Source organism: Nostoc sp., assembly GCF_036917775.1.
GTDB lineage: Bacteria > Cyanobacteriota > Cyanobacteriia > Cyanobacteriales > Nostocaceae > Nostoc.
Window position 1 is genome coordinate 1 of sequence record NZ_JBALEQ010000056.1, and the last position, 21,926, is coordinate 21,926.

Genomic DNA, 21,926 nt, shown 5'->3' on the forward strand with positions numbered 1-21,926 from the left:
CTATTTTTTCTCGAAGATCTACAGAGTATGACTTCATTTAAAAGTATTTATATTTTAATCTAGTGTACCTTACAACAGACGGAAGTGCTGTATCAATATATTCACCAATTTTATAGTCAATTTGCCCAGGTTCTAAATATTGTTTTAATTCGACTAAGTTAATAGCACCTGGATATTTTGCTTTTAATTCAACGAGTTTTTGTAGAGTCATTACATTTATAATACTGATTTGAGATATCTGAGCAGATTCTTTCAGATTTTTAGTTGGTTGACCTGGGCCAATAATCAACCGCATAGCTTGAAGATAATTTTCTTTAAGATGCCTTTTACCAATCCTATCTAATTCTTCTACTGCACGATCAGGAATGCTTTTACCTGCTTTACATTCGCATACAAGAGGATAAGGTTGTGAGCAAAACAAGTCTAAGCCACCTGCACCACCTTTGTAGTCTTCTTCAACCTTGAATCCTAAAAAATCAAGGCTACGGCGTGCGATGATTTCAAAGTCTGTACCAGCTTGGTAGTTGCTTTTACCCTCATCTTTTTCGATGCTGCGATCGCCAAATTTTGCAATATCATTTATCCAAGCTAAATTTAGATCGGGTTGCTTAACTAGTTTGTCACTATTCCAACCCAAAAATACTTTGATATCGTCGTCTAATTGCTTGGCTGCTGGTTGGCTAATGCTTAGAGATGCGATCGCACTCTGTAATTCCTCCAATTCATGATGTAGCGGGGGCTGTCGATTTTCTAATTGGCGTTTGCGTTGGGCAAAGTTGTGATCGTTTAAAATTGGCTTGGGTTCAATAACTATTGTGGGCTGTGATAAAGGGATAAATTGGTTTGTAGAAGTGATACTGAATTCAATTGGTTTATCTAACTCATAAACCCGTAAATATGCGAGAAAAATATAATGATATCGCAATAAGATTTCTTTTAATGCTTCTTTACTCCAAATTGTAGATTTTGACAAGACATCTAAAGGTTCAGTATCATCCAGTATTTGACACAGTTCGCACTTAGCCCATACTTTAATTAAAATTCTTTCAGAATTAACCCTTGCGGGGTTATTTACAGCAATTTTCGGTAAATTTTGATTGTAATAAAGTTCAAGTGGTAATGATAGAGTTGAGGGATTAGTTGGATATAAGGCAAATTGTCGCCCCGGATCAATAAACATCCGGGGTATTGTTGCAATGGTTCGTCCTTGTATTAAAGCTTCAACTTCTTGAGCATATAGACATATTGCTTGGTCAATTAAGACTAATTCACTCATATTGAATTTACCACCACAGCCAATTCACTAAAGTCAGCAAGTTCAGGTGATTCAGAGTAGCTAATTACATCTTGAATTTCTAAATTGCTTTCAAGAATGCCTTCAGGTACTTGATATGATGGGTCACTCAGAATTTCTTTTAGCAGAGTGTTACTAGCTCCTAGTTGATATACATTACCTTTCTCAGTAATAAAATTAAGAATTTCTTCCTCGGTGAAGCCATAGTCTATTTCGCGCTTTTTATGGACAGAACGAATAGCTAATAACGGTCTAATCTCCTCTTCTTTAAGTTCAGCAAATTCGCCTCCTTGCACTATCATTGGTTCGATATAAGTTTTGTACAAATGAGAACTAATATTTTTATCCTTGGATTTAGATCGAATTAAACAACCACGAGTTATTCCAAAGGTTTCGTAATCTATTAATCTTTTCAATCCTGCCCCTAAAGCTCTGCCACTTGCATACTGGAGAACAGCAACGCCAATACTTATATTTTTTCCATCTTCTTTACCAATAATCTTGAAATTAAGGTAATCATCTTTACCACCTCGTTGTTTTACTTTTTCTGTAATCTGCTCAATTTTTACTCGCTCTATTGTTTTATTTACTAATGTCTGAAAACCAAATAAAATAGCATCAGCAAGTAAATAGTTATCATCTAAATAATTGCTAATCTCTTGAGTAAACTCTTTTTTGAAAGCTTGTTCAACTGGGTGTTCTTTTGGAACTATATGGGGATCTCCACTATCAATGATAGGTTTACAATTATCTCGGCACCATTGTAAAACTTTTCTGACTGGTGGCTTCTCTTCGCTACTTAGGTCTCTCAGTTGAGTTTCAGTAAATGGATAAAGTCGATGAGGTGGTACTAAATTTCTGGCACTATAGAATTCAGTTAACCACAAAGCAACCAACTCAACAATTGAATTTCCATCCATGTACTTTAAGTCAATAGGATTTCCATGAGCAGAAACTTTGCTATGAACACCAGCAGGTAGTTGCTTAATTTTATTAATCCATACAGCAGGCATCATTACGGTTAGAATTACGCCTTTACTTAAATTCTCAAACAACTCTTTAACCAAACCAGCAACAACCTGTGATTTTGTAAAACCGGCATTGTTGATTTCAATAGATTCTAGCTCATCAAAACAAATTACCAGTTGATAATAGTCACTAATAAGATCCAAGATTTGCTGAATTACATCAAAAGATTGACCATTAATACTTGGTAGACAAAGTTCATTAGCTTTATATTGAGCAAGTTCATCACCAGATAACCATTTGACCGCATAAAGCGCCTCAGAATCAGCAAGTGTCCACAGAATAGCCCGGATGATATCAGGATTTTTAAGATTCGGTTTAGTCTTACGGAATCCTTCTGTTAGCTGATTAACTAAAGTTCGGTTTTTACTTAATTCATTTCGACTAAGTTTTTGTACTAAATCTTTAGATAACAAAGTTCGAGCGTGAGGATGAATAGACTTGACAGCTTGATTAGCGATTGCTGAAGCAAGCTCTTGCCACTGCGTTACTCCTTGGCTGCCAATTTTCCCTAGACTATCTCCCAAAGTACGCTGGAATCCCTGCTTAATATTATTTAAATCACTAAATTCAGTAGCGTAAATAAATAAAGCACCACCCTCAGTCTGAAGTTGATGGCGAATACGGCTGATAATATGTGTTTTGCCAGTGCCGGATTCGGCTGTGATAGCAATTGAAGTTCTTTGATACTGACCAGTACGAATTTGGTTAATCGCTTGAAACACAGCATCAGAAGCATGAGCATTGAGAGTTGTCACATCAGGAAATTCTTTGCCCCAAACTTCTTGGCTTCCTACGTATGGAGGCAGTGCAAAGGGGTTGTGATTTTGTAAAGCTGCGTTAATATCCTCAATAGAGGAAATGGGAGAACTAGTCATAGTGCTTTGTGTGCAAGAAGAAACAACAGGATTTAGATTAATTTGCAGAACTGAGGCGCTTGGCGTAATAGCGTAATCCACTTAATTTAGTTGTGATTGAGTCTTCAGCTTTATCAGGAGTGATATCTGTCATCTCTCCGCCTATTAACTGAACAATGTCGTTCTTCTGCATTTCCAGCAACCATTCATTGAAATTTTCACGAGTGATCTGATCGCCTATTTCTCTCCTGATACGATAAATTGGCACCAGATCATCTAGGTTGTAGTTTTGGTTCAGCTTGTCGTAGACTTCCAACGCCACTGACTTAAACTCGTCATAAGATACGATCGCACTCTTCCCATTCACTGGTACATCTGCACTAGCTACCACAACATCAATCTGACTAATCCACTTCACCAGCGCATTCGCCGCCCAAGTACCGACAATCGTCCCTTCAAACTTAAACTCGCCACTTCTCAAACCCTCACCCAACACCTCTAAACCCTTGGGGGATGTCAGAGAATATCCCTTTTTGGAAATTGCGATCGCACCCTGATTCTGCAATTCTTCAAATGAATCCTGATAATCTGCTACCTTCTGACTTTTGGATACAATTCGCTTGGTAAATTGACCCTTTTTAACTTCCTGCTGCGTTCCTCCCAAATCCCACAAAGCCAAAAGGAGACGAGTGCTAGTTTGGGCTGTATTTTTTGATGTCATATTTAATCTATTTTTTGACAAAGATCATCATAGTAGCTGTATCTTTGTAATTTATTTACCCAGAAAAAATAACCGAAGAATTGCTGAATATTTCGGCGTTTCAGCTAAATAGATTAATTAAAAATCAATAATATATTTCTTTAGGATGAATGCAATTTCTCTCAAAGGCAGGATGGAACAAGTGAGGAAACCGATCATCATAAAAGTGAAGCGCTGTAGCTGGTGCAGTTACAAATTAAGTGAAATATGTTTTTTCAATCCCAGGTGAAATAACAGGATTTCCAACTTGGTTTTTGCAACAGCGAGGCTTTTAGCAAATACAGGTGATGAAGAAATCCAATGAACACAATATTTAAAGAACGTAAAATAGTTTCGCGTCTATTTGCAGTGCTACTTTCGGCATTGCTAATGGTACCCTTGCTGAGTAGCTGCGGAGGCGGTTCCCAAAAGGCTAATGTGCCACCACCTGTTGATGATAGCGTTGGTAGAACAGTCAGCGATCGCACAAACCAAACCGAAGTTAAGAAAGGATTGGGTACGGGCCAAAAAGTGGCACTTTTGGCGGGGGCTGCGGCACTTTACTACATGTACAACCAGCATAAGAATGCTCCCCAAGAAGGAGCGCAAGGTAAGTACTATCTTTCCAAGAACGGGCGCGTATACTACCGCGATGCTGAACATCGCGCTCACTGGGTAACGCCACCATCAGAAGGAATCCGAGTACCAGAATCTGAAGCACAAAAGTATCGGGAATTCCAGGGCTATAACCGGAGTGCCACAGGTCGCGATCTAACTGGTATAACTTCATCCGCAGCACCAGCACTCTAGATCGGCGAAGCGTGTGTAAATCTAAAGCGGGTTTCCCAGAGGATAACGCCATCGCGCACGTCGGAAACACGAACTTAAATCAGGAGACAGATTATGGTAGATGAATTTTTCCGAAAGGCGAAAGATTTACTCTTGGGATCAAACAGCGATCAAGCTGACAAAGATGCTGAATTCCGCGATCGCGATGTGCGCCCAGCCAGCGAAGACCCCTACGGCGATCCCGCAGACCCAGCATCTTACGGCAACGTTATTCCAGCCAGTCAAGACCCCTACGGCGATCCCGCAGATATATCGTCTTACGGTAACGTTCGCCCAGCTAGTGAAGACCCTTACGGCGACCCCGCAGACACAGGGGAGTTTGGTGATGTGCGCCCAGCCAGCGAAGACCCCTACGGCGACCCCGCAGATGAGGATTCGCGGCGTTAACCCGAACGGCACAAATATTCTGGTGAATTTGACGAACCTCTCCCTGCCTTGAACTAAAATTCAAGTCAGTCCCTCTCCGACTCGGAGAGGGACTGTTTTATTTAGTAAGGGACTTGCAAAAAATAAATTATCCACAAAGACGTGATAAATCCCCGTCTTTACAATAATCAGTTTTTTGTAGAGACGGCGATTTATCGCGTCTCTTCCCTTAACCGAACCGTATTGCACTATATGAGCCATCGAACTCATGTTGAATTACGAATTATTTTTGTTACCCAAAATTTCCTGCGATCGCTCAATATTTTGACGCACAGATTGAGCCGAAGTATGCAAACCTTTTCTTTCTTCATCGCTGAGTGTCAATTCCAAAACACTCTCAATTCCACCGCATCCCAACCGACAGGGAACACCAATTACAACATCTTTTAAACCGTATTCACCTTGCAGATATGCCGCTACAGGCAACAACCGTGACTGATTTAATAAAATCGATTCTACCATCACGCTAGTAGCCGATGCTGGGGCAAAAAAAGCACCACCTGTCTGCATCAATTCCACAATTTCTGCGCCACCGTTGCGGGTTCTTGCTACCAAACGTTCAATTGTGGGTGTATCCAGCAATTCAGTGATGGGAATGCCGTTGACAGTAGCATAACGAGACAAGGGAACCATTAAATCACCGTGGCTACCCAATACCATCGCTTTGACATCGGCGGGTAAAACGCCCAATTCTAGAGCAATAAAGGTTTCAAAACGAGCGGAATCTAACACACCAGCCATACCCATAATGCGATCGCGTGGTAAACCTGTAGCTTGCCAAGCTAAATACGTCATCACATCCAACGGATTGGTGACGACAATAAAAATAGCATTGGGAGAATGAGCGATCGCATTCTTAGCCGCTTCCACCACAATCTTGGCATTGGTTTTCAGCAAATCATCTCGACTCATCCCAGGTTTGCGGGGAATCCCTGCGGTAATCACCACAATTTGAGAACCAGATGTATCAGCATAATTATTTGTGCCAATAATCCGGCGATTATGTATTTCAATTCCCCTGGCTTCCATCAAATCCAGTGCCAAACCTTGGGGCATTCCCGCGATAATATCTAGTAAAACTACATCTGCAAGGTTTTTCTCTGCAATGCGTTGAGCTAAAGTGCTACCAACTCTACCCGCACCCACGATGGTGACACGGGGTAAGTTACACACAATTGGAGAGTTAGGAGAAAAAGACATAATTATTAAAGTACGATTTTTATCAACAAGAATCCAAGAGTCAGAATTCATCCTGACTCTTGGATTCTGACTTCTGAATTCTTTTTGCTTATTTAAACTCTTCTAGTTGATCGACGCGTAACCAAACGTTGGGTGTTGGCACTTTCCCAAACTTAATCAGGGCGTAATCACCTTTAACATCTACAATTTCGCCCTTGGTTTCAAACAAATAAGAAGGAAAGCGAGTATCACTGGCTTTTGCTTCTAGACTGTTTTCCAGTTTCTCGCGGATAGCGCGAACCATATCTCCCTTTTTAACTGCCATGAAATCCCTCTCAAATTTCTAGATTGTTTTATCTGCATTTTAGGAGACTTCTGAATTAGAAGTAAAAATTCCTGTAAAGACGCGATTAATCGCGTTTCTCCTAACTCCTAATTCCACGTAGCGTTTGACACTCGGCGCAAAAATGACTAGATCGCCCAGCTAGCCTAATCCGTTGAATTGGCATACCACAAACTCGACAGGGTTCTCCAGCGCGATTATAAACCCAGGCAACACCACCATAGTTGCCGTTGACACCCTGAACACTTAAGAAATTACTAAAAGTTGTACCGCCAGCCTGAATACTGGTTTCTAATACTTGAATTATGGCTGTTCGCAAAAGCTCAATTTGCTTTAGCTGCAAATCTATACACAAAGTTTCAGGTAAAATTCCACTCTTAAACAGGGCTTCATCGGCATAAATGTTGCCTAATCCCGCTACCACAGACTGATCGAGTAACGCAGTTTTAATCGGACGGCGGCGGTTTTTGAGTTTGCTTGCTAGATATTCGACAGTGAATTCTGGCGAAAATGGATCTGCTGCCAGTTTTGCTAAACCAGTGATAATACTTTCTACAGCAACACCAGGCGGAACCCACCAAATTTTACCGAAGGTGCGCTGATCGACAAAACGTAATTCCTGCTGATTCCCAAAGAATAATCTAACCCGCGTGTGCTTATGTAATAGTTCATCTCGATGCAGCCATAGTAATTGACCGGTCATCCGCAGATGCACCCCTAGCCAACTGGTTGAGGAAGGGGAAGTCAGTTCGGCCAGGAGATATTTACCGCGACGATGCCAAGTAGCGATCGCATTCTTTTCAATTCCATCAACAAACTCACCAACAGAAAACGGGTAGGCGATGGTGCGATTGAGCAACACATCTCCACCCGTAATTTCTTGGTTAAGGGTCAATTGATTTAGACCCTTTCGGACTGTTTCAACTTCAGGCAGTTCAGGCATTTAAGCTGATTAAGCAGACAATTTTGATGTACTTGGGGGTTCAAATAAAGAAGATATGGGATACTAACTTACACATCCGTAGATGGCTCGTATTATTACCCAAAAGAAACCGTGAATACCCGCAGGGCGGCTCTCATAGATTAGGGTAGGCTAGGGTGAAGAATGAATGAACTGAAATTTTCAGATTTCATACTTCAGACTTAAGACTACCCTTCATCATCGCATCAAACAACCCCCTTGTAGCTTTGCTGCTATTTTTTAGCTGGTTTAGCCTTTGGTGCTTCAACCTCGACTAATTCATCTTGGGCAAAGTTGTTGGTATTGATACCAGAGTAATTGACCTTTTCAAAACGGACAATTACAGGGTATTTGATGCCGCTTTGGTCAATGGAAGCCACAGTTCCTAAATCCTGAAACCAGTAGGATTCAGGACGGAGAATACGTACTTTAGAACCACGTTGAACCATGATTATTTTCCCTTTTAGTTATCAATCGCCAATCTAGAGGGCTAATTGATTTCACTCTACAACCTGAAGGTCGCTGCTAGAGTCTTTGTTAAGTTATTTGTCTGAATTGGGCATGGGGCAGAAGAGGCAAAGGGGCAGGGAGAAGGCAGCAGAGGGGATTAAGAAGGTAATTTATTATTCTCCCCCTTGCCCTCTGCCCCCTGCTCCCCAGCTTCCTACCCTACTCCCCACCCAAAATTTAAAAAGGTATCATAGCCTACTTGACAAGGTTGACATTATAGCTTACCTTCATTCGCAAATAGTCTTTTTGTACAAACTTTATGTTTTACTCAATATGAACACGCTCCCCTCGTTGCCTCTGCCAATCCGCAGATCGTTATCTATATAAGTGATATCTAACCAGCCTTGCTGTTTATCACTGTTTATGGAAACATCAATCGCCGGAAATTTTCTACCTTCTTCAATTTGTTGGATAAAAGTTCCCGGAGAATTGTATTCTATTAAACGTTGTAAGCCGATAATAGACCGCTCAAATTTCACTTGGACACGCCGACCTGAAACTGGCTCAAATTTAGCAGCAATGCTGACTAATCCTTCTAAATAAGGTAAGCCATAAATCTCAGCTATATTGTAAACACTGGTAGTCTCTACCCGGATACACTGATAAATTTGACCCAGTTTACAAAAAGGTAGACGATCTAAATTTAAAAGAGCCTTGCTAGTGGTGTATAGTAATCGCCAATTGCCATCTAGCAAATTACCAGCTTCCACCGGACGGGGTGTAGGATTAAAGTCTTCTAAATTGGCGATCGCAGCTAAGATAGCTTGTTTCTGTGCTTCAGTCGCCAGTAGCCCGCGATTTGTACCAGCGATCGCATCCATGAGAGCCGATTTTCCCATCATCGCCTGTCACCTCTAAAATCAGTCAGTTTCCATCAGCATAAACAAGATATTCATAACCTATGTGTAGAGCCATAAAACTTACTAAGAATCGCTTGACTTAAGCCTTATGCCTATTCAATAAAAAATTTCTATCTGAATGCGGATTTATTAATCAAAGGGTTGAAAAGATAACTAAATAAATCCGTGTCAAGTGATAGACTCTAAATGTCAACTTACGTAAACCTTTTCTTGTCTTCTTTGATATGTTGAACTCTCCATTACGTGAAGAACCCCGTAACCAACGAGCCCATGTCATCCCCCTAAAGCCAGAGTCCTCTATGTTGGATTGGTTGGAAAATAAGGGTCGGATCATAACACGTGACGTTCAAGACCCGGATTTTCAAGATGGCGAAGAAGAAATAGACTCCCTAATGGGTGTAGAAGATGGGATTGGCTACGACCTTGATGATGATGACGATATAGGAATCGCCGAGGATTAGCCTTTTCAGGCTGGGGACTTGGTAGTATCCCTAGTTACTGAATATTCAATTTTAATAAGTGTGGAGTGAAGGGAAACTTCTGTGGACGCTAAATTATCTCCTGAGCAAGGATTAAATATTTCTGGAATTGCATTAGCCTCTTTATTAGCCGTCGGACTAGGTACAACAGCATTTTTCTTGGATTCGATGGCCAACAGGCTACCCTGGCAAAGTATGTCGCTAACCCTGCCACTGCTGTTGTGTGCTATGGGTTCAGGTGTGGTTGGCTTTTGGGTAATACCTTTACTCCAAGCACTCAAAACTGGACAAATAATCCGCGAAGATGGCCCCCAAGCTCATCTAAAAAAAGCAGGCACTCCCACAATGGGTGGTATATTTTTTATACCTGTATCTGTGCTGCTTGCGTGTATATTATCTAACTTTTCTAAAGAGGTGCTTGCAGTTTCGGCTTTAACAATCAGCTATGGGTTGATTGGCTGGCTGGACGATTGGCAAATTCTGCGCCGGAAATCAAATAAAGGTATATCGCCCCGAACAAAACTTGCTTTGCAAGTGGGTTTTGCGGCAGTATTTTGCCTCTGGCTAATGTTTAATCAACCTTCTAATATTACAAATATTGCTTTACCTTGGGTCAGCTTCACACTACCATTAGGATTTCTATTTTGGCCTTTGGCAGGTTTTGTGCTGGTTGCAGAAAGTAATGCGACTAATTTAACAGATGGCATTGATGGCTTGGCAGCAGGAACAGTAGCGATCGCACTTTTGGCATTAGGAGCCTTAATCGCACCTACAGCACCAGGATTGATGGTTTTCTGTGCGGCTTTAAGTGGTGGTTGCTTGGGTTTCTTAGCCCATAATCGTAATCCAGCCCGTGTTTTCATGGGAGATACCGGTTCCCTCGCACTGGGAGGAGCATTAGCTGCTGTAGCGCTATTGACAAACACCTTAGTAGCACTGTTCATTCTCAGTGGTATCTTCTTCGTAGAAACCCTTTCGGTGATGGCACAAGTAAGTTATTACAAAGCCACCAAGGGCCCTGATGGTAAAGGCAAGCGCCTCTTTAAAATGGCACCCTTACACCATCATTTAGAACTCACTGGCTGGTCAGAATTGCAAGTGGTTGGAGTATTTTATGTTATCGCGGCTATTTTGGCTGCCATCTGCTTGGCGTAGGCGCAGCCCACCGCAGGCATCGCTCCATTCTGAATCATGTTTTGAGAAAATAGTAAAAGATAAAAAACAACTCCCACATCTTCAGGGAGTTGTTTTTTTATACGGGAAAATGCTTTATCTAAAACCCTTGTAGAAACGCGAAATTGTACTGAGCTTCTCTACACTCTATTCTACCACTTACAGAATTACGAATTACGTTAGCGGTAGCGAGGAATCGAGCTTCCGCAGGAGCGTCATTACGAATTACGAATTACAAATTATTTTAATCGTACCTATTTACATACTCTATAACCCGATTCTTCCCTGTTCGCTTTGCTTCAAGCATCGCTTGATTTGCTCGATTCAAAAAATCCTTAACTGTAATCCCTGGTTCTGATACAGCTATTCCAAAAGAGGCGGTGATCCCTTGAAGGATCTGATCGCCATCCTTCAATTGCATTTGTTCAACATCTACCCTTAATTGTTCTACTCGCTTCCTGAGCGCTTCCAGCGTCATATTAGGCATGACAATCACAAATTCTTCACCACCCCATCTGCAAGGAATATCAAAAGAGCGAATAGATTTTAACAACAGTTTTCCTAATCCCTGAATAACAATATTGGCAGTCAAATGCCCATAACGCGAGTTGTAATATTTGAAGTTATCGATATCCAGAAAAATAACACTCAGAGGTTGTCCCGACCTTTCAGCCTCCGCTAGCCTTTGTTCCAGCATAGTTTCCATATAGCTTTGATTAAATAGTTGGGTCATCCCATCCCGCAAATTATCATAGGTAAGACGTTGTTTTACCGATAGATTATTGAGTGCAAAGCCTAAAGTTCTAGCAATAATCTCACTAATTTGTTGATCTTCTGGACTGATTTCTTCAAGGGCATCAATGTGTAAAATTCCAACTACTTCGCCTTGCCCAAACAATGGAACACAGAGATGTGTACCACTAACAGGCTGGATTAAATGACCGCATACCAATCCTGATTTACCAGAAGATAAAAGGTTGAATTTACCTCTCCGCAATGCCCAACATTCAGATTGTGAAAATATTTCTTTACTGGTTCTGAGTCTTTCATCTCCCCAAATACTATTCATCTGAACATAATTCTTCGAATTAGCAATTATACAGATAGAACCACTCATATTAGGAAATAGCTTAGAACAGGTTAAAGCGACTGCTTGATACACCTCATCTTTAGACTCGCAACAATAAAGCATATCTGCCATATCTGAGAGGTATATAAGTTCTTGTTTTTTGGCTTCTAATTTCAGTGTTTTTTCTTCTAATTGCCGATTTAGATCGGTAAGCGATCGCTGTGCTTCTATAGATTCTGTAATATCGATACTGATTCCACCGATGCGACGATCGCCCGTTGCGCCATCACTAAACGGAAACTTAAACGATAGCCAGTAGCATGGCTGATTATTGCCAGGTATTTTTACCTCTTCAATCAGCTTTAAGGGTCGTAGAGTCTTCAAAACGATTTGATCGTTTTCCATTACCTGCCGTCCCTCTTCGGGATCTGGTAAGAATTCACTATCCGTTTTCCCCACCCATTCTTGGGCATCTACCAAAAATCTAGACTGTATTTCCTGGTTATAGTAAAGCACTCTAGATTGCTCATCTTTGATATAGGCCGCAAAGGGGCCCTGATCTAAAAATAGCCGTTGCATCTGCTGGCTGCGTTGAAGTTCGCAGCTATCTTCTTGATATTTGGCGATCGCCTGTACAATTTGATAAGCGGTTGGCATTAGATAGAGTAAGGCAGACAAAGAAACAAACGCCATCACATCAAGCACGACTAAGTGCAACAGCGATATTGCCGAATGTGTCTCAAAAATCGCCAAAAAGTGATGAAATCCGCAAAGTAGTACGAATCCACCTGATAATAAAAAGGCTAGCCAAAACTTAGAAGGGATAGTTGCCTTAGTTTTGGCAAAGAAAACCCCTATTAATACGGGGATGCCAAAGTATGAAAATGCAGTGATGCTGTGAGCAATAATGCAATTCCAGTAAATAGGCTGCATTGCTTATCTGATATGAATATTTCATCCGTTTCACTATAATTCTGGGTAGTTACAAGATGTAAGTAGAGAAAGGATGATTTCAGTACCTTATACCTTAATTTTATGATAGCCCCCTTGAAAGGCTGCTCATTTCACTCCCTTACAAAGCTGACTTACCAAGTGAGTGAGTTCAGGCACAATCAGTTTTTCCATCGCCAGCCGCACAGCATTACTAGAACCAGGAAGCGAGAAAACTAATTTATTTTGATACACACCAGCAACAGCACGAGAAGCGATCGCCCGCGAACCAATTTCTTGATAACTTAAAAAACGGAATAGCTCACCAAATCCCGGCAAAGTTTTCTCCAATAACTTCTCAATGGCATCATAAGTAGTATCTCTTGGCGCAATACCTGTACCACCATTAAAAATTACAGCATCCAAATTTGAGCTTTTACCCAAATTTTCTATCTGCTCTTGAATCTGTGTTGGTTCATCTTTGATAATCGTATAGGCTCCAACAGCATAGTTAGCACCAAAGAGTAACTGCTGAATTAGCTGGCCACTTTTGTCTGTTTCGGGTGTGCGTGTATCGCTGACAGTAACCACAGCGCAAGTCACAGTAATCCCAAGCGAATCTGGATGTGGTTGTTGTGTCATGGATTAAGGGTTTTAACTTTTAATAATGGGCAATTGGGCACGGAGAATGGCGCATTGGACATGAAAAAACAACATAAGCCATTCGCCATTCGCCCTACACACTATTTTTCCGCTTTGCTGAGTCCAAGATCGTTTTCTTCAGCATACCGTTCCATGAAGCGCATAAACCGATCCCATTCTTGGGCAGATTTCATTACGTAAAGTGCTTCTAATGCTTCCGGTTTTCCGTTGACAAATTTTGCCTTAACTTCACGGGTAATTATCTCTCCTTCTTCATCACTCAAGTACATTCCGGTGATGTCTTCGGTGCTACCTTGATCTAAAATTTTCGGATTCGTAAAAATAAACGTGGCTGTACCACTGTCACCTGTGCGCGATCGCGTCAGCCGCACTTCTGGAATTACTACTTCGTCAAGACCTCTAGAAAACTGGATTTTCGCCATGATAAATGAATTTAAACTTTTGTGATGGTTAATTTAATATTCTCTCATCAATTAGAACTCCACTGTCTATAGGCTCCTGTTATTCTTTTTTTAGTGGATATACTTAAATTGACTCTTTATCTAGTATTAAAGTCACAGGGCCATCATTTTTAATTGTAACTTGCATCATTGCACCAAATTGACCAGTTTCCACTAGCAAACCACTAGCTCTTAATTTGGTAACAAAACGATTATACAAATCTGCTGCTGATTGGGGAGGGGCTGAACGCTCAAAAGAAGGACGGCGGCCTTTGCGACAATCACCATAAAGGGTAAACTGACTGACTACTAATAAATCGCCACCAATTTCTTTTACAGATTTTTGCCAACGGTCGTCTCCTTCCTCGTCAGGAAACAGCCGCAATTCCAAACATTTACGTACCATCCAATCAATTTCAGTATCAGTATCAGTATTAGCAATACCCACAAGTAAATTTAGCCCCCGCCCAATTTTGCCGACAATTTCACCATTAACTGTAACTTGAGATGATTTAACTCGCTGGATAACAACGCGCATTTTACCTAATTCGTAATTATTGGCGAAACACTCGCTCGTAAATGCAGGGGAGTGAGGAAGCGATGTCTATGACGGGCTATACCTACGCTATTCTCTCATTTTCATTACTCAAAATGGATTGCGGAGTCATTGCGAATTCATTCCCAGGTGAAACCTGGGAACGAGTAGTAAACTTTTAACTCCTAACTTTTATTTCCCAAACCCTTTACCGCGAGAGGTTGAAGGTAGACAAATACAGTTTTCGAGTTGACTAATTAAAGCCTCACGATCCAAATTTTGACCAATCAGCACTAGCTGATTTTTCAATTGACCTTGCCATTCATCATCATCCAACGTAAAGCGTTTACCACAAAGGTGGAAAATATGACGCTTCGGACTTTCATCAAACCACATAATCCCCTTGGCTCGGAAGATATTTGAGGACAGCTGGTTATCTAAGAAATACTGAAACTTCCTAATAGAAAAAGGCTTGTCACTTTGGAAAGAGATGGAAGTAAAACCATCATTTTCTAAATGGTGAGAATGATGATCGTGGTGATCATGGTCATGGTCGTGATGATCGTGACCACATGTTGAATGATCATGATCGTCATGATCATCATGATGCTCGTGATGTTCATGATCGTGATGGTCGTGTTCATCAACCACTGTGTCAAAATATTTATCAGACTCAAATAGACCAACACTCAAAATTAAAGGAAGTGGCACTTGCGATCGCGTAGCGCGAATAATTCTTGCTCCTTCCTTAACTTCGTTAATTTTTGTTTCTAACTCGTTCAAAGTGGCTTCATCAACCAAATCAGCCTTATTCAGCACAATTACATCACCATAAGCAATCTGGCTGTATGCGGCTTCAGAGTTAAATAAATCTAGGCTGTAATTCGCCGCGTCTACCACGGTAATAATCGAATCTAAGCGGGTTAAATCTCGTAATTCTGTGCCCAGAAATGTTAAAGCTACTGGTAGCGGATCTGCCAATCCAGTTGTTTCCACTACTAGATAATCTAAATTTTCTTGGCGTTCTAAAACTTTGTAAACTGCATCTACTAAATCATTATTAATAGTGCAGCAAATACAACCATTATTTAGTTCCACCATGTTCTCACCAGTGGAAACAATTAGCTCGTTGTCGATGCCAATTTCACCAAATTCATTCACAAGAACAGCGGTTTTTAAACCCTGTTGGTTGTTGAGGATATGATTAAGTAAAGTCGTCTTCCCACTACCGAGGAAACCTGTAATAATTGTTACGGGCATTCCTTGTTTGGGCGTATCCATTGCCGAAGATTCGGGTGTAACTGCTGATTGCATAGCGCTGTTATCAAATAGTCAAAAAATAGTAATGTAGCGCAGATAGTCCAGAAAAAACTAGCATAGGGATGCTGGACTGTCATCCCAGCTGCTTTACCCTATTATTACGTATCTCCTTATTTCAGCATTACTCTGTTATGACCCTAACACTCTACAATACCCTCACCCGTCGTCAAGAACCGTTTGAAACAGTCGAACCAGGCAAGGTTAAGATGTATTACTGCGGTGTGACGGTGTACGACTACTGCCATTTGGGTCATGCTAGAGCTTGCATTGTTTGGGATGTAATCCGTCGATACCTCCAGTTTATCGGTTATGAAGTCCGATATATCCAAAATTTTACTGATATTGATGACAAGATCCTCAATCGAGCCCGTGTTGAAAATTCATCAATGGAAGCTGTGGCCGATCGCTTTATCAAAGCATATTTTGAGGATATGGCGCGGTTAGGAATCAAAGAAGCTGATGAATATCCCCGTGCTACCCACACGATGAACGGCATTCAGCGGTTAATTCATGAGTTAGAAAATAAAGGTTTTGCTTACCCTGCTGATGGTGATGTGTATTATGCAGTACGGCAGTTTGCTGAATATGGTAAGCTTTCGGGACGCAAGTTAGAAGATATGCAAGCGGGGAAAAGCGATCGCGTCAACGTAGATGATCCAGAATATCAGAAAAAGAAAGACCCCTTCGATTTTGCTCTATGGAAGGCAGCAAAACCGGGAGAACCCGCTTGGCAATCACCTTGGGGCGCAGGTCGTCCGGGATGGCACATTGAATGCTCGGCAATGGTGCGTGATCGCTTGGGTGACACTATAGATATTCATGCTGGTGGTGCTGACTTAATTTTTCCCCATCACGAAAACGAAATTGCCCAATCTGAAGCTGTGACGGGAAAACCCTTAGCGCGTTACTGGTTGCATAACGGTATGGTGAAGGTAGATGGTGAAAAAATGTCCAAATCTTTGGGCAACTTTATCACTATTCGAGAATTGCTGGATCGAGGAGTTGACCCGATGGCAGTACGCTTATTCGTGCTAACTGCTCAATATCGTACACCCATAGATTTTACCGACGAAGCGATCGCCGCAGCAACCAACGGCTGGCACACCATTAAAGAAGGATTATTTTTTGGCTATAAGTATGGTAAACAATTGGGTTGGCCATTGGATACAGTAAATAATCCTATTCTCCATCCCGAAGGTGAACTTTTTGAGGGACATGCTGAACAACTGGGTTGGCCATCTCATACAGCAAGTAATCCTACTGGAAAATTCGATAATATTGCTGAACTCTTTTGTATGAGTCTCAATAATGACTTTAATTTCCCTGGTGGATTAGCAGTGTTGTTTGAAATGGCCAAGGAATTAATCCGTGAAGGGAATATCCTTGTACATCAAGGAAAACCAACGATATCAGCAGATGAGTTACTCAAAACCTGGCAAACACTCATTACTTTAGCCGATGTTTTAGGTTTCACTGCCAAGCCAGAAGCGGAAATTCCTATGAATGATGGTTTAAGCGATGCGGAAATCGAAGCGAAAATTCAGCAAAGGCAAGAAGCGCGTATTGCCAAAAATTTTGCCGAAAGCGATCGTCTTCGTGACGAACTCCAAGCAGAAGGTATTACGCTAATTGATAGCCGTGATGGTACACGCTGGCACCGGAATTAAGGAGTAGGGAGTGGGGGGAAGTTCCCCATTCCCCATTCCCCATTCCCCATTCCCCATTCCCCATTCCCAATTCCTTAAATTATGTGGTCTGAACTTAAAAAAGCGATCGCTAGTTTCGACATTCCTGCTGATTGGATCGGTATCAGAGCCGTAAAGGAGACTTCTACAAGCCGTTCAGTTCGTGACGGCTTACCCCAGGCAAATGGCAAATCCTTCACTATTGGAGCCATGCTGGAAGTTTTGGTCAACGGCTGTCTAGGTTATGCAGCCACTAACTCTCTGGAACTGTCTTCATTACAAGCTGCTGCCCAAACAGCCTATAAACAGGCAGTAGCAGCCAGTGAATGGTGGATACATCCCTTTCGTGAAAGTGAGCGCCCTAAAGTCGTTGGTGAATATAAATCTCCATTTCTTGAACCATTTGATGCTTTGAGTCCGGGAGAAATCAACGATTTACTGGTTCGTATTTGCCAAACGCTGAAAGTTGACGACAAGATTGTGCAAACCATAGCCGGTGCTAGCACCATTGAGAGAGAGTCTTGGTTTGTTAGTAGTAATGGCTCAGAAGTTTATCAAAAAATTCTATCTATAGCGACTCATTACGGAGCCACCGCCCAAGATGGGTCAATTGTACAGCAGCGCAGCAACAACGGCTCCCAAGCAAACTGTTACCAAGGCGGACTCGAACTATTAAAACAAGAAAACTTATGGCATCGGGTGCGGCAAATTGGCGAACAAGCAGTAGAACTCTTGACAGCAGAAGAATGCCCAACTACCCGTACCAATTTAGTTTTAGCCCCAGATCAAATGATGCTGCAAATCCATGAAAGTGTCGGGCATCCCCTAGAAATTGACCGAATTTTGGGAGATGAGCGTAACTATGCTGGGGGCAGCTTCGTTAACAAAAGTGATTTTGGCAACCTAGCTTATGGTTCGCCACTGATGAACATTACCTTTGATCCCACCGTGGCTGGTGAATTTGCTAGCTATGGCTTTGATGATACGGGTGCTGTAGCGACGCGGGAATATTTGGTCAAAGAAGGAGTACTTCAACGGGGTTTGGGCAGTCTAGAGAGTCAAGCTAGAGCAGGTGTATCAGGAGTAGCCTGTGCCCGTGCTTCTTCATGGAATCGACCAGCGATCGATCGCATGGGTAACTTAAATTTAGAGCCTCTAAACGCTAGCTTTGAAGACATTATTAGCGGCATAGAACACGGCGTTTACATGGAATCTAACCGATCTTGGTCAATTGACGATCGCCGTTACAAATTCCAATTTGGTTGTGAGTACGCTAAATTAATTGAAAATGGTAAACTCACTAAAACCCTCCGCAATCCTAACTATCGCGCCACAACACCAGAATTTTGGCATAGCTTAATCCAAGTAGGAAATGCTGAAAACTGGCAAATGTATGGTACTCCTTATTGCGGTAAAGGAGAACCAAATCAGGCCATTTGGGTTGGACATGGTTCCCCTGTTTGTGTATTTGCTAATGTCGAAGTTTTTGGTGGAGGAAGTTGAAAAAGTTAAGAGTTAGGAGTGAATAGTTGGTACTTAAGTAGTTAGGCATAATTAAATATAAAATTCTAGTTCGTAGTGAGCGATTTATCGCTCAGAACAATTATGATAAGGACTAAAGTCCTTACTACAAGCTTTAATTTATTTACGCCTAGCTACTTAGGAGTTTTGAGTTCAAAAACTCTTCAACTCTTAACTCCTAACTTTCCCCCGGCTTATTCCCTATTAATATTTAATATCCATGAAAATTGAGGAATTATCTGCGTTAGAAGTCAGCTTTAATCGACTGATTGAAACTCTGCTTATAAAAAAAGCAGAAAATGAACAATTCACTGTCAAACTTAGTAGTGAAAGAAGTCAATTCACTCGTTTTAATCATGCGAAAGTGCGACAAACTGGTTGTGTTGCTGACGGGTGGATTGAACTGACTCTGATGGCAGATCAACGCAGTAGTGTTAGGCAGTTTCCCTTTACTGGAAATTGGGAGCTAGACTGGCAATTAGCATATTCTGCTTTGCAGGAATTACGCGAAGAACTGATTCTATTACCCATCGATCCATATCTAGTTTTACCATCAGGAACTAATACCAGTCGTGAAGTACATTCTGGAAATTTATTAGCAGAGGAAGCAGTAGTATCAAGTGTATTAGAAGAAGTTAATGAATTAGATTTTACTGGTATATACGCTGGAGGAATAGTAATTAAAGGTTATGGTGATTCTAGTGGTCAAAAACACTGGTTTGCTACTGATTCTTTTACCTTAGATTATTCTCTATTTTCCGCTTCTGAACAAGCAGTTAAGGGCACATTTGCAGGAAGTGATTGGAATAAATCTGCTTATATAGCCAAAATCAGCGAAGCTAAAAAACAACTTGAATTGCTTGCTCGTCCATGTAAAGAACTGCCACGAGGACAATACAAAACTTATTTTGCACCTGCTGCTGTTGCCGATTTATTACTCATGCTTTCTTGGGGAGCTATCAGCGAAGCTGATATCCAACAAGGAAATAGTGCTTTAGCTGCTTTATCGCGTCAAGAAAAACAACTTTCGCCAGCATTTAGTTTGAAAGAAAACTTTCAGCGCGGATTAGTACCCCGATTTAATGAGTTGGGAGAAATGGCAGCACCGGAGTTACCTGTAATAGAAAAAGGACGTTTAGTAAACACTCTGGTTAATTCTCGCACTGCTAAGGAATATCAAAAAACTGCCAATGGTGCTAATGGTTCAGAGACTCTCCGTGCGCCAGAAATCGGTTCAGGAAATTTAGTATTTGAGCAGATTCTTCCGAGATTGGATACAGGATTATATCTATCAAATTTGCATTACTTAAATTGGAGCGATCGCCAAACTGGTAGAATCACAGGTATGACCCGTTATGCTTGTTTTTGGGTGGAAAACGGAGAAATTATTGCTCCCATTGAAAATCTACGTTTCGATGAAAGTCTGTATCGCTTCTGGGGAGAAAATTTAGTAGATTTGACTGATTTTCAAGAATTTATTCCCGAAGTAGGCACTTATGATAGTCGCCAACTAGGAGGTAGTTTAGTTCCCGGTATGCTGGTAGAAGATTTTACTTACACCTTGTAATCAGGTATTAATTGCATTTTTGATGAATTTTAAACATAAATATAGCAATCATATTTGATTTGTGAGAATTGCAAAAATTGTTGGGTTAAGCAATAGCGAAACCCAACTTAGAATTTTTCCTCATCTCTTGTTAGAACCTCTATCTTTTTTTACCGGGAGGTGAATTGCGCTGCGTGAGGTTATCAATTTGCAATTGTTGTCGTCCATTGGTGACAATTCGCAACATATCTTTGAGATCCTGTTCGATATTACCCAAAATGCCATCAGCATATTGATCGGCACCATCTTCAATATCTTGAGCCTGAGCGATCGCAGTTTGTCTCATAAGCTCTAACTCTTGCTGACAAGCATACCGCTTGCGCTCAATCTCGGTGAGGGTTTCTTGCATTATTCCCTCACACTCTTGTTGCACTTGTCGCCGCAGTTGTTCGGCTTCTTGTTCAGCTTGTTGAATAATATCGCTTTCAGCTAAGATTTGCGCTCTTTTTGCTTGTGCGGCCTCAACAACCTGCTGTCCATACTCTTCCGCTTCTAACAGAATTTCATCCTTTTGCTCAAGGATGGCTGCTGCTTCTTGAAAAAGCGATGGTAAAGCAAGCCGGATGTAATCAAGCTGTTCCAGCAGCTTTTCTTCATCTATGAGAGTGCGTCCCGTCAGAGGAATCCTGAGACTAGAGAGAACTATTTCCTCTAGGCGGTTGAGTTCCTGCTGAATATCTATGCTTCCCTCTCCACCGACATATTCTTCAGGGGGGGGATTGCTTCCGTTGAGATTGGGTTCAACATTGGAGAGTTGTGATTGTAGCATTGGTATATATCTAGGGCAATGTGTGGGGGAACGAGATGATCGATAGAGCCGCCAAACCTTGCAATCTCTCTTACCACACTACTACTTAAAAAACTATACTCATTTGAGGTTGCTAGAAAAACTGTTTCTATTTGGGTAGAAAGAGTTTTATTGGTGTGAGCCATTTGCAGTTCCACTTCAAAATCTGACACAGCCCGTAAACCCCGAAGCAAAACTTGTGCGTGTCGCATTTGGGCATAGTTTACGGTAAGACCATCAAAACTGTCTACTTCTACATTAGGTAGATGTTGTGTAGAAAGACGGATCTGCTCTAACCGTTGCTGCACGCTAAAAAGTGGCGTTTTGTTTGGGTTCCGCAGTACAGCGACAATTACCCGCTCAAACAGGCGACAACCACGCTGAATGAGGTCAAGGTGTCCCAAGGTGATGGGGTCGAAGCTACCAGGATAAATAGCAATCACAATTTTAGATATATCAAAGTTGTTTAGGTGATTATATCGAAACTCTTTTGTGTAACTTACTCAAATCTACCATCTTGCGCTCTGAGCAAGAATGGTAAACTCAATTGTTTTTGTGACACAAGTTATGCTCAACTAGGCGTTAGGAATTAGACTCCTAAATATGGATGCTGAATTTTAAGTGTAGTTTCAGTATTCGAGATGTAAAAAACTCCGTACTTAGCAAAGTGCGCG

Annotated in this window: 22 protein-coding genes; 7 read left to right on the forward strand and 15 right to left on the reverse strand. The window is 41.4% G+C overall.

From position 1 onward, the window contains the following. Positions 1 to 37: 37 nt before the first annotated feature. Genes V7K69_RS09175 through V7K69_RS09185 form a run of 3 tightly spaced genes read right to left on the reverse strand, consistent with a single transcriptional unit; the run spans position 38 to position 3,898 of the window. Positions 38 to 1,276 carry a DUF1802 family protein gene (locus tag V7K69_RS09175; RefSeq protein ID WP_335033480.1) on the reverse strand — a complete coding sequence of 413 codons (1,239 nt, stop codon included), beginning with the start codon at positions 1,274 to 1,276 and terminating at the stop codon, positions 38 to 40. Continuing rightward, the gene (locus V7K69_RS09180) at positions 1,273 to 3,198 is read right to left on the reverse strand and encodes an ATP-binding protein (protein WP_335033482.1); all 1,926 of its coding nucleotides are present in this window, start codon (positions 3,196 to 3,198) and stop codon (positions 1,273 to 1,275) included. Before V7K69_RS09180 ends, V7K69_RS09175 begins: the two co-directional genes overlap by 4 nt. 37 nt (positions 3,199 to 3,235) lie before the next feature. Then, a complete protein-coding gene (locus V7K69_RS09185; RefSeq protein ID WP_335033484.1) occupies positions 3,236 to 3,898 on the reverse strand; it encodes a hypothetical protein in 663 nt (220 codons plus the stop codon). Positions 3,899 to 4,237: 339 nt separating this feature from the next. Here V7K69_RS09185 and V7K69_RS09190 point away from each other — a divergent pair, with 339 nt between their 5' ends. Next, on the forward strand, positions 4,238 to 4,726 hold the full coding sequence (locus tag V7K69_RS09190) for a hypothetical protein (protein WP_335033486.1): 489 nt from the start codon (positions 4,238 to 4,240) through the stop codon (positions 4,724 to 4,726). 93 nt (positions 4,727 to 4,819) lie between these two features. After that, positions 4,820 to 5,152: a translation initiation factor gene (locus tag V7K69_RS09195; protein ID WP_335033489.1), complete on the forward strand. Its 333-nt coding sequence runs from the start codon at positions 4,820 to 4,822 to the stop codon at positions 5,150 to 5,152. Positions 5,153 to 5,407: 255 nt separating this feature from the next. On the opposite strand, the gene mdh is transcribed toward V7K69_RS09195, so the two are convergent. The 5 genes from mdh to V7K69_RS09220 form a co-directional block, all read right to left on the reverse strand. After that, positions 5,408 to 6,391: a malate dehydrogenase gene (mdh, locus tag V7K69_RS09200; protein ID WP_335033543.1), complete on the reverse strand. Its 984-nt coding sequence runs from the start codon at positions 6,389 to 6,391 to the stop codon at positions 5,408 to 5,410. An 88-nt stretch (positions 6,392 to 6,479) separates the two neighbouring features. Beyond that, entirely contained in the window at positions 6,480 to 6,695 is a 216-nt protein-coding gene (locus tag V7K69_RS09205; RefSeq protein WP_114082812.1) for an NAD(P)H-quinone oxidoreductase subunit O, read from the reverse strand. Between the two features lie 100 nt (positions 6,696 to 6,795). Beyond that, entirely contained in the window at positions 6,796 to 7,656 is an 861-nt protein-coding gene (locus tag V7K69_RS09210) for a DNA-formamidopyrimidine glycosylase (protein ID WP_335033492.1), read from the reverse strand. A gap of 251 nt (positions 7,657 to 7,907) precedes the next feature. Continuing rightward, positions 7,908 to 8,123, reverse strand: coding sequence for a photosystem I reaction center subunit IV (locus tag V7K69_RS09215; protein WP_012410286.1), 216 nt, complete (start codon positions 8,121 to 8,123; stop codon positions 7,908 to 7,910). A 318-nt stretch (positions 8,124 to 8,441) separates the two neighbouring features. Then, entirely contained in the window at positions 8,442 to 9,026 is a 585-nt protein-coding gene (locus V7K69_RS09220) for a PAP/fibrillin family protein (RefSeq protein WP_335033494.1), read from the reverse strand. A 242-nt stretch (positions 9,027 to 9,268) separates the two neighbouring features. On the opposite strand from V7K69_RS09220, the gene V7K69_RS09225 reads away from it, so the two are divergent. Together V7K69_RS09225 and mraY are read left to right on the forward strand one after the other, a co-directional pair. Beyond that, positions 9,269 to 9,505 (forward strand): DUF3134 domain-containing protein, encoded by a 237-nt coding sequence (locus tag V7K69_RS09225; RefSeq protein ID WP_114082816.1) that lies wholly within the window; start codon positions 9,269 to 9,271, stop codon positions 9,503 to 9,505. An 81-nt stretch (positions 9,506 to 9,586) separates the two neighbouring features. Then, positions 9,587 to 10,678 carry a phospho-N-acetylmuramoyl-pentapeptide-transferase gene (gene mraY / locus V7K69_RS09230; protein ID WP_335033498.1) on the forward strand — a complete coding sequence of 364 codons (1,092 nt, stop codon included), beginning with the start codon at positions 9,587 to 9,589 and terminating at the stop codon, positions 10,676 to 10,678. A gap of 262 nt (positions 10,679 to 10,940) precedes the next feature. Here mraY and V7K69_RS09235 read toward each other — a convergent pair whose 3' ends face one another. The 5 genes from V7K69_RS09235 to V7K69_RS09255 all read right to left on the reverse strand — a co-directional run bounded on the left by V7K69_RS09235 (position 10,941) and on the right by V7K69_RS09255 (position 15,647). Next, positions 10,941 to 12,698, reverse strand: coding sequence for a diguanylate cyclase domain-containing protein (locus V7K69_RS09235; protein ID WP_335033500.1), 1,758 nt, complete (start codon positions 12,696 to 12,698; stop codon positions 10,941 to 10,943). A 126-nt stretch (positions 12,699 to 12,824) separates the two neighbouring features. Beyond that, on the reverse strand, positions 12,825 to 13,337 hold the full coding sequence (locus tag V7K69_RS09240) for a MogA/MoaB family molybdenum cofactor biosynthesis protein (RefSeq protein ID WP_335033502.1): 513 nt from the start codon (positions 13,335 to 13,337) through the stop codon (positions 12,825 to 12,827). A gap of 101 nt (positions 13,338 to 13,438) precedes the next feature. Beyond that, complete coding sequence (gene psb28, locus V7K69_RS09245) at positions 13,439 to 13,780, reverse strand: photosystem II reaction center protein Psb28 (protein WP_012410292.1); 342 nt, start codon at positions 13,778 to 13,780, stop codon at positions 13,439 to 13,441. A gap of 103 nt (positions 13,781 to 13,883) precedes the next feature. Next, positions 13,884 to 14,336 carry a D-aminoacyl-tRNA deacylase gene (gene dtd, locus V7K69_RS09250; RefSeq protein WP_335033506.1) on the reverse strand — a complete coding sequence of 151 codons (453 nt, stop codon included), beginning with the start codon at positions 14,334 to 14,336 and terminating at the stop codon, positions 13,884 to 13,886. A 189-nt stretch (positions 14,337 to 14,525) separates the two neighbouring features. After that, positions 14,526 to 15,647, reverse strand: coding sequence for a CobW family GTP-binding protein (locus V7K69_RS09255; protein ID WP_335033508.1), 1,122 nt, complete (start codon positions 15,645 to 15,647; stop codon positions 14,526 to 14,528). A gap of 137 nt (positions 15,648 to 15,784) precedes the next feature. On the opposite strand from V7K69_RS09255, the gene cysS reads away from it, so the two are divergent. The 3 genes from cysS (at position 15,785) to V7K69_RS09270 (ending at position 20,426) form a co-directional block, all read left to right on the forward strand. Beyond that, positions 15,785 to 17,320, forward strand: a complete 1,536-nt coding sequence (gene cysS / locus V7K69_RS09260) for a cysteine--tRNA ligase (protein WP_335033510.1) — start codon at positions 15,785 to 15,787, stop codon at positions 17,318 to 17,320. An 81-nt stretch (positions 17,321 to 17,401) separates the two neighbouring features. Then, entirely contained in the window at positions 17,402 to 18,841 is a 1,440-nt protein-coding gene (locus V7K69_RS09265; RefSeq protein ID WP_335033512.1) for a TldD/PmbA family protein, read from the forward strand. 238 nt (positions 18,842 to 19,079) lie between these two features. Continuing rightward, entirely contained in the window at positions 19,080 to 20,426 is a 1,347-nt protein-coding gene (locus V7K69_RS09270; RefSeq protein ID WP_335033514.1) for a TldD/PmbA family protein, read from the forward strand. A 139-nt stretch (positions 20,427 to 20,565) separates the two neighbouring features. On the opposite strand, the gene V7K69_RS09275 is transcribed toward V7K69_RS09270, so the two are convergent. Next, entirely contained in the window at positions 20,566 to 21,234 is a 669-nt protein-coding gene (locus V7K69_RS09275) for a DivIVA domain-containing protein (RefSeq protein ID WP_335033516.1), read from the reverse strand. After that, positions 21,144 to 21,695 (reverse strand): pantetheine-phosphate adenylyltransferase, encoded by a 552-nt coding sequence (gene coaD, locus V7K69_RS09280; protein ID WP_335033519.1) that lies wholly within the window; start codon positions 21,693 to 21,695, stop codon positions 21,144 to 21,146. The genes V7K69_RS09275 and coaD overlap by 91 nt, the downstream gene beginning before the upstream one ends. Between the last annotated feature and the right edge of the window lie 231 nt (positions 21,696 to 21,926).

Bases quoted from the DNA above. Each gene is read 5' to 3' on its own strand.
- V7K69_RS09175 (WP_335033480.1), bottom strand. From the start codon at position 1,276: ATGAGTGAATTAGTCTTAATTGACCAAGCAATATGTCTATATGCTCAA.
- V7K69_RS09180 (WP_335033482.1), bottom strand. From the start codon at position 3,198: ATGACTAGTTCTCCCATTTCCTCTATTGAGGATATTAACGCAGCTTTA.
- V7K69_RS09185 (WP_335033484.1), bottom strand. From the start codon at position 3,898: ATGACATCAAAAAATACAGCCCAAACTAGCACTCGTCTCCTTTTGGCT.
- V7K69_RS09190 (WP_335033486.1), top strand. From the start codon at position 4,238: ATGAACACAATATTTAAAGAACGTAAAATAGTTTCGCGTCTATTTGCA.
- V7K69_RS09195 (WP_335033489.1), top strand. From the start codon at position 4,820: ATGGTAGATGAATTTTTCCGAAAGGCGAAAGATTTACTCTTGGGATCA.
- mdh (WP_335033543.1), bottom strand. From the start codon at position 6,391: ATGTCTTTTTCTCCTAACTCTCCAATTGTGTGTAACTTACCCCGTGTC.
- V7K69_RS09205 (WP_114082812.1), bottom strand. From the start codon at position 6,695: ATGGCAGTTAAAAAGGGAGATATGGTTCGCGCTATCCGCGAGAAACTG.
- V7K69_RS09210 (WP_335033492.1), bottom strand. From the start codon at position 7,656: ATGCCTGAACTGCCTGAAGTTGAAACAGTCCGAAAGGGTCTAAATCAA.
- V7K69_RS09215 (WP_012410286.1), bottom strand. From the start codon at position 8,123: ATGGTTCAACGTGGTTCTAAAGTACGTATTCTCCGTCCTGAATCCTAC.
- V7K69_RS09220 (WP_335033494.1), bottom strand. From the start codon at position 9,026: ATGATGGGAAAATCGGCTCTCATGGATGCGATCGCTGGTACAAATCGC.
- V7K69_RS09225 (WP_114082816.1), top strand. From the start codon at position 9,269: ATGTTGAACTCTCCATTACGTGAAGAACCCCGTAACCAACGAGCCCAT.
- V7K69_RS09235 (WP_335033500.1), bottom strand. From the start codon at position 12,698: ATGCAGCCTATTTACTGGAATTGCATTATTGCTCACAGCATCACTGCA.
- V7K69_RS09240 (WP_335033502.1), bottom strand. From the start codon at position 13,337: ATGACACAACAACCACATCCAGATTCGCTTGGGATTACTGTGACTTGC.
- psb28 (WP_012410292.1), bottom strand. From the start codon at position 13,780: ATGGCGAAAATCCAGTTTTCTAGAGGTCTTGACGAAGTAGTAATTCCA.
- dtd (WP_335033506.1), bottom strand. From the start codon at position 14,336: ATGCGCGTTGTTATCCAGCGAGTTAAATCATCTCAAGTTACAGTTAAT.
- V7K69_RS09255 (WP_335033508.1), bottom strand. From the start codon at position 15,647: ATGCAATCAGCAGTTACACCCGAATCTTCGGCAATGGATACGCCCAAA.
- cysS (WP_335033510.1), top strand. From the start codon at position 15,785: ATGACCCTAACACTCTACAATACCCTCACCCGTCGTCAAGAACCGTTT.
- V7K69_RS09265 (WP_335033512.1), top strand. From the start codon at position 17,402: ATGTGGTCTGAACTTAAAAAAGCGATCGCTAGTTTCGACATTCCTGCT.
- V7K69_RS09270 (WP_335033514.1), top strand. From the start codon at position 19,080: ATGAAAATTGAGGAATTATCTGCGTTAGAAGTCAGCTTTAATCGACTG.
- V7K69_RS09275 (WP_335033516.1), bottom strand. From the start codon at position 21,234: ATGCTACAATCACAACTCTCCAATGTTGAACCCAATCTCAACGGAAGC.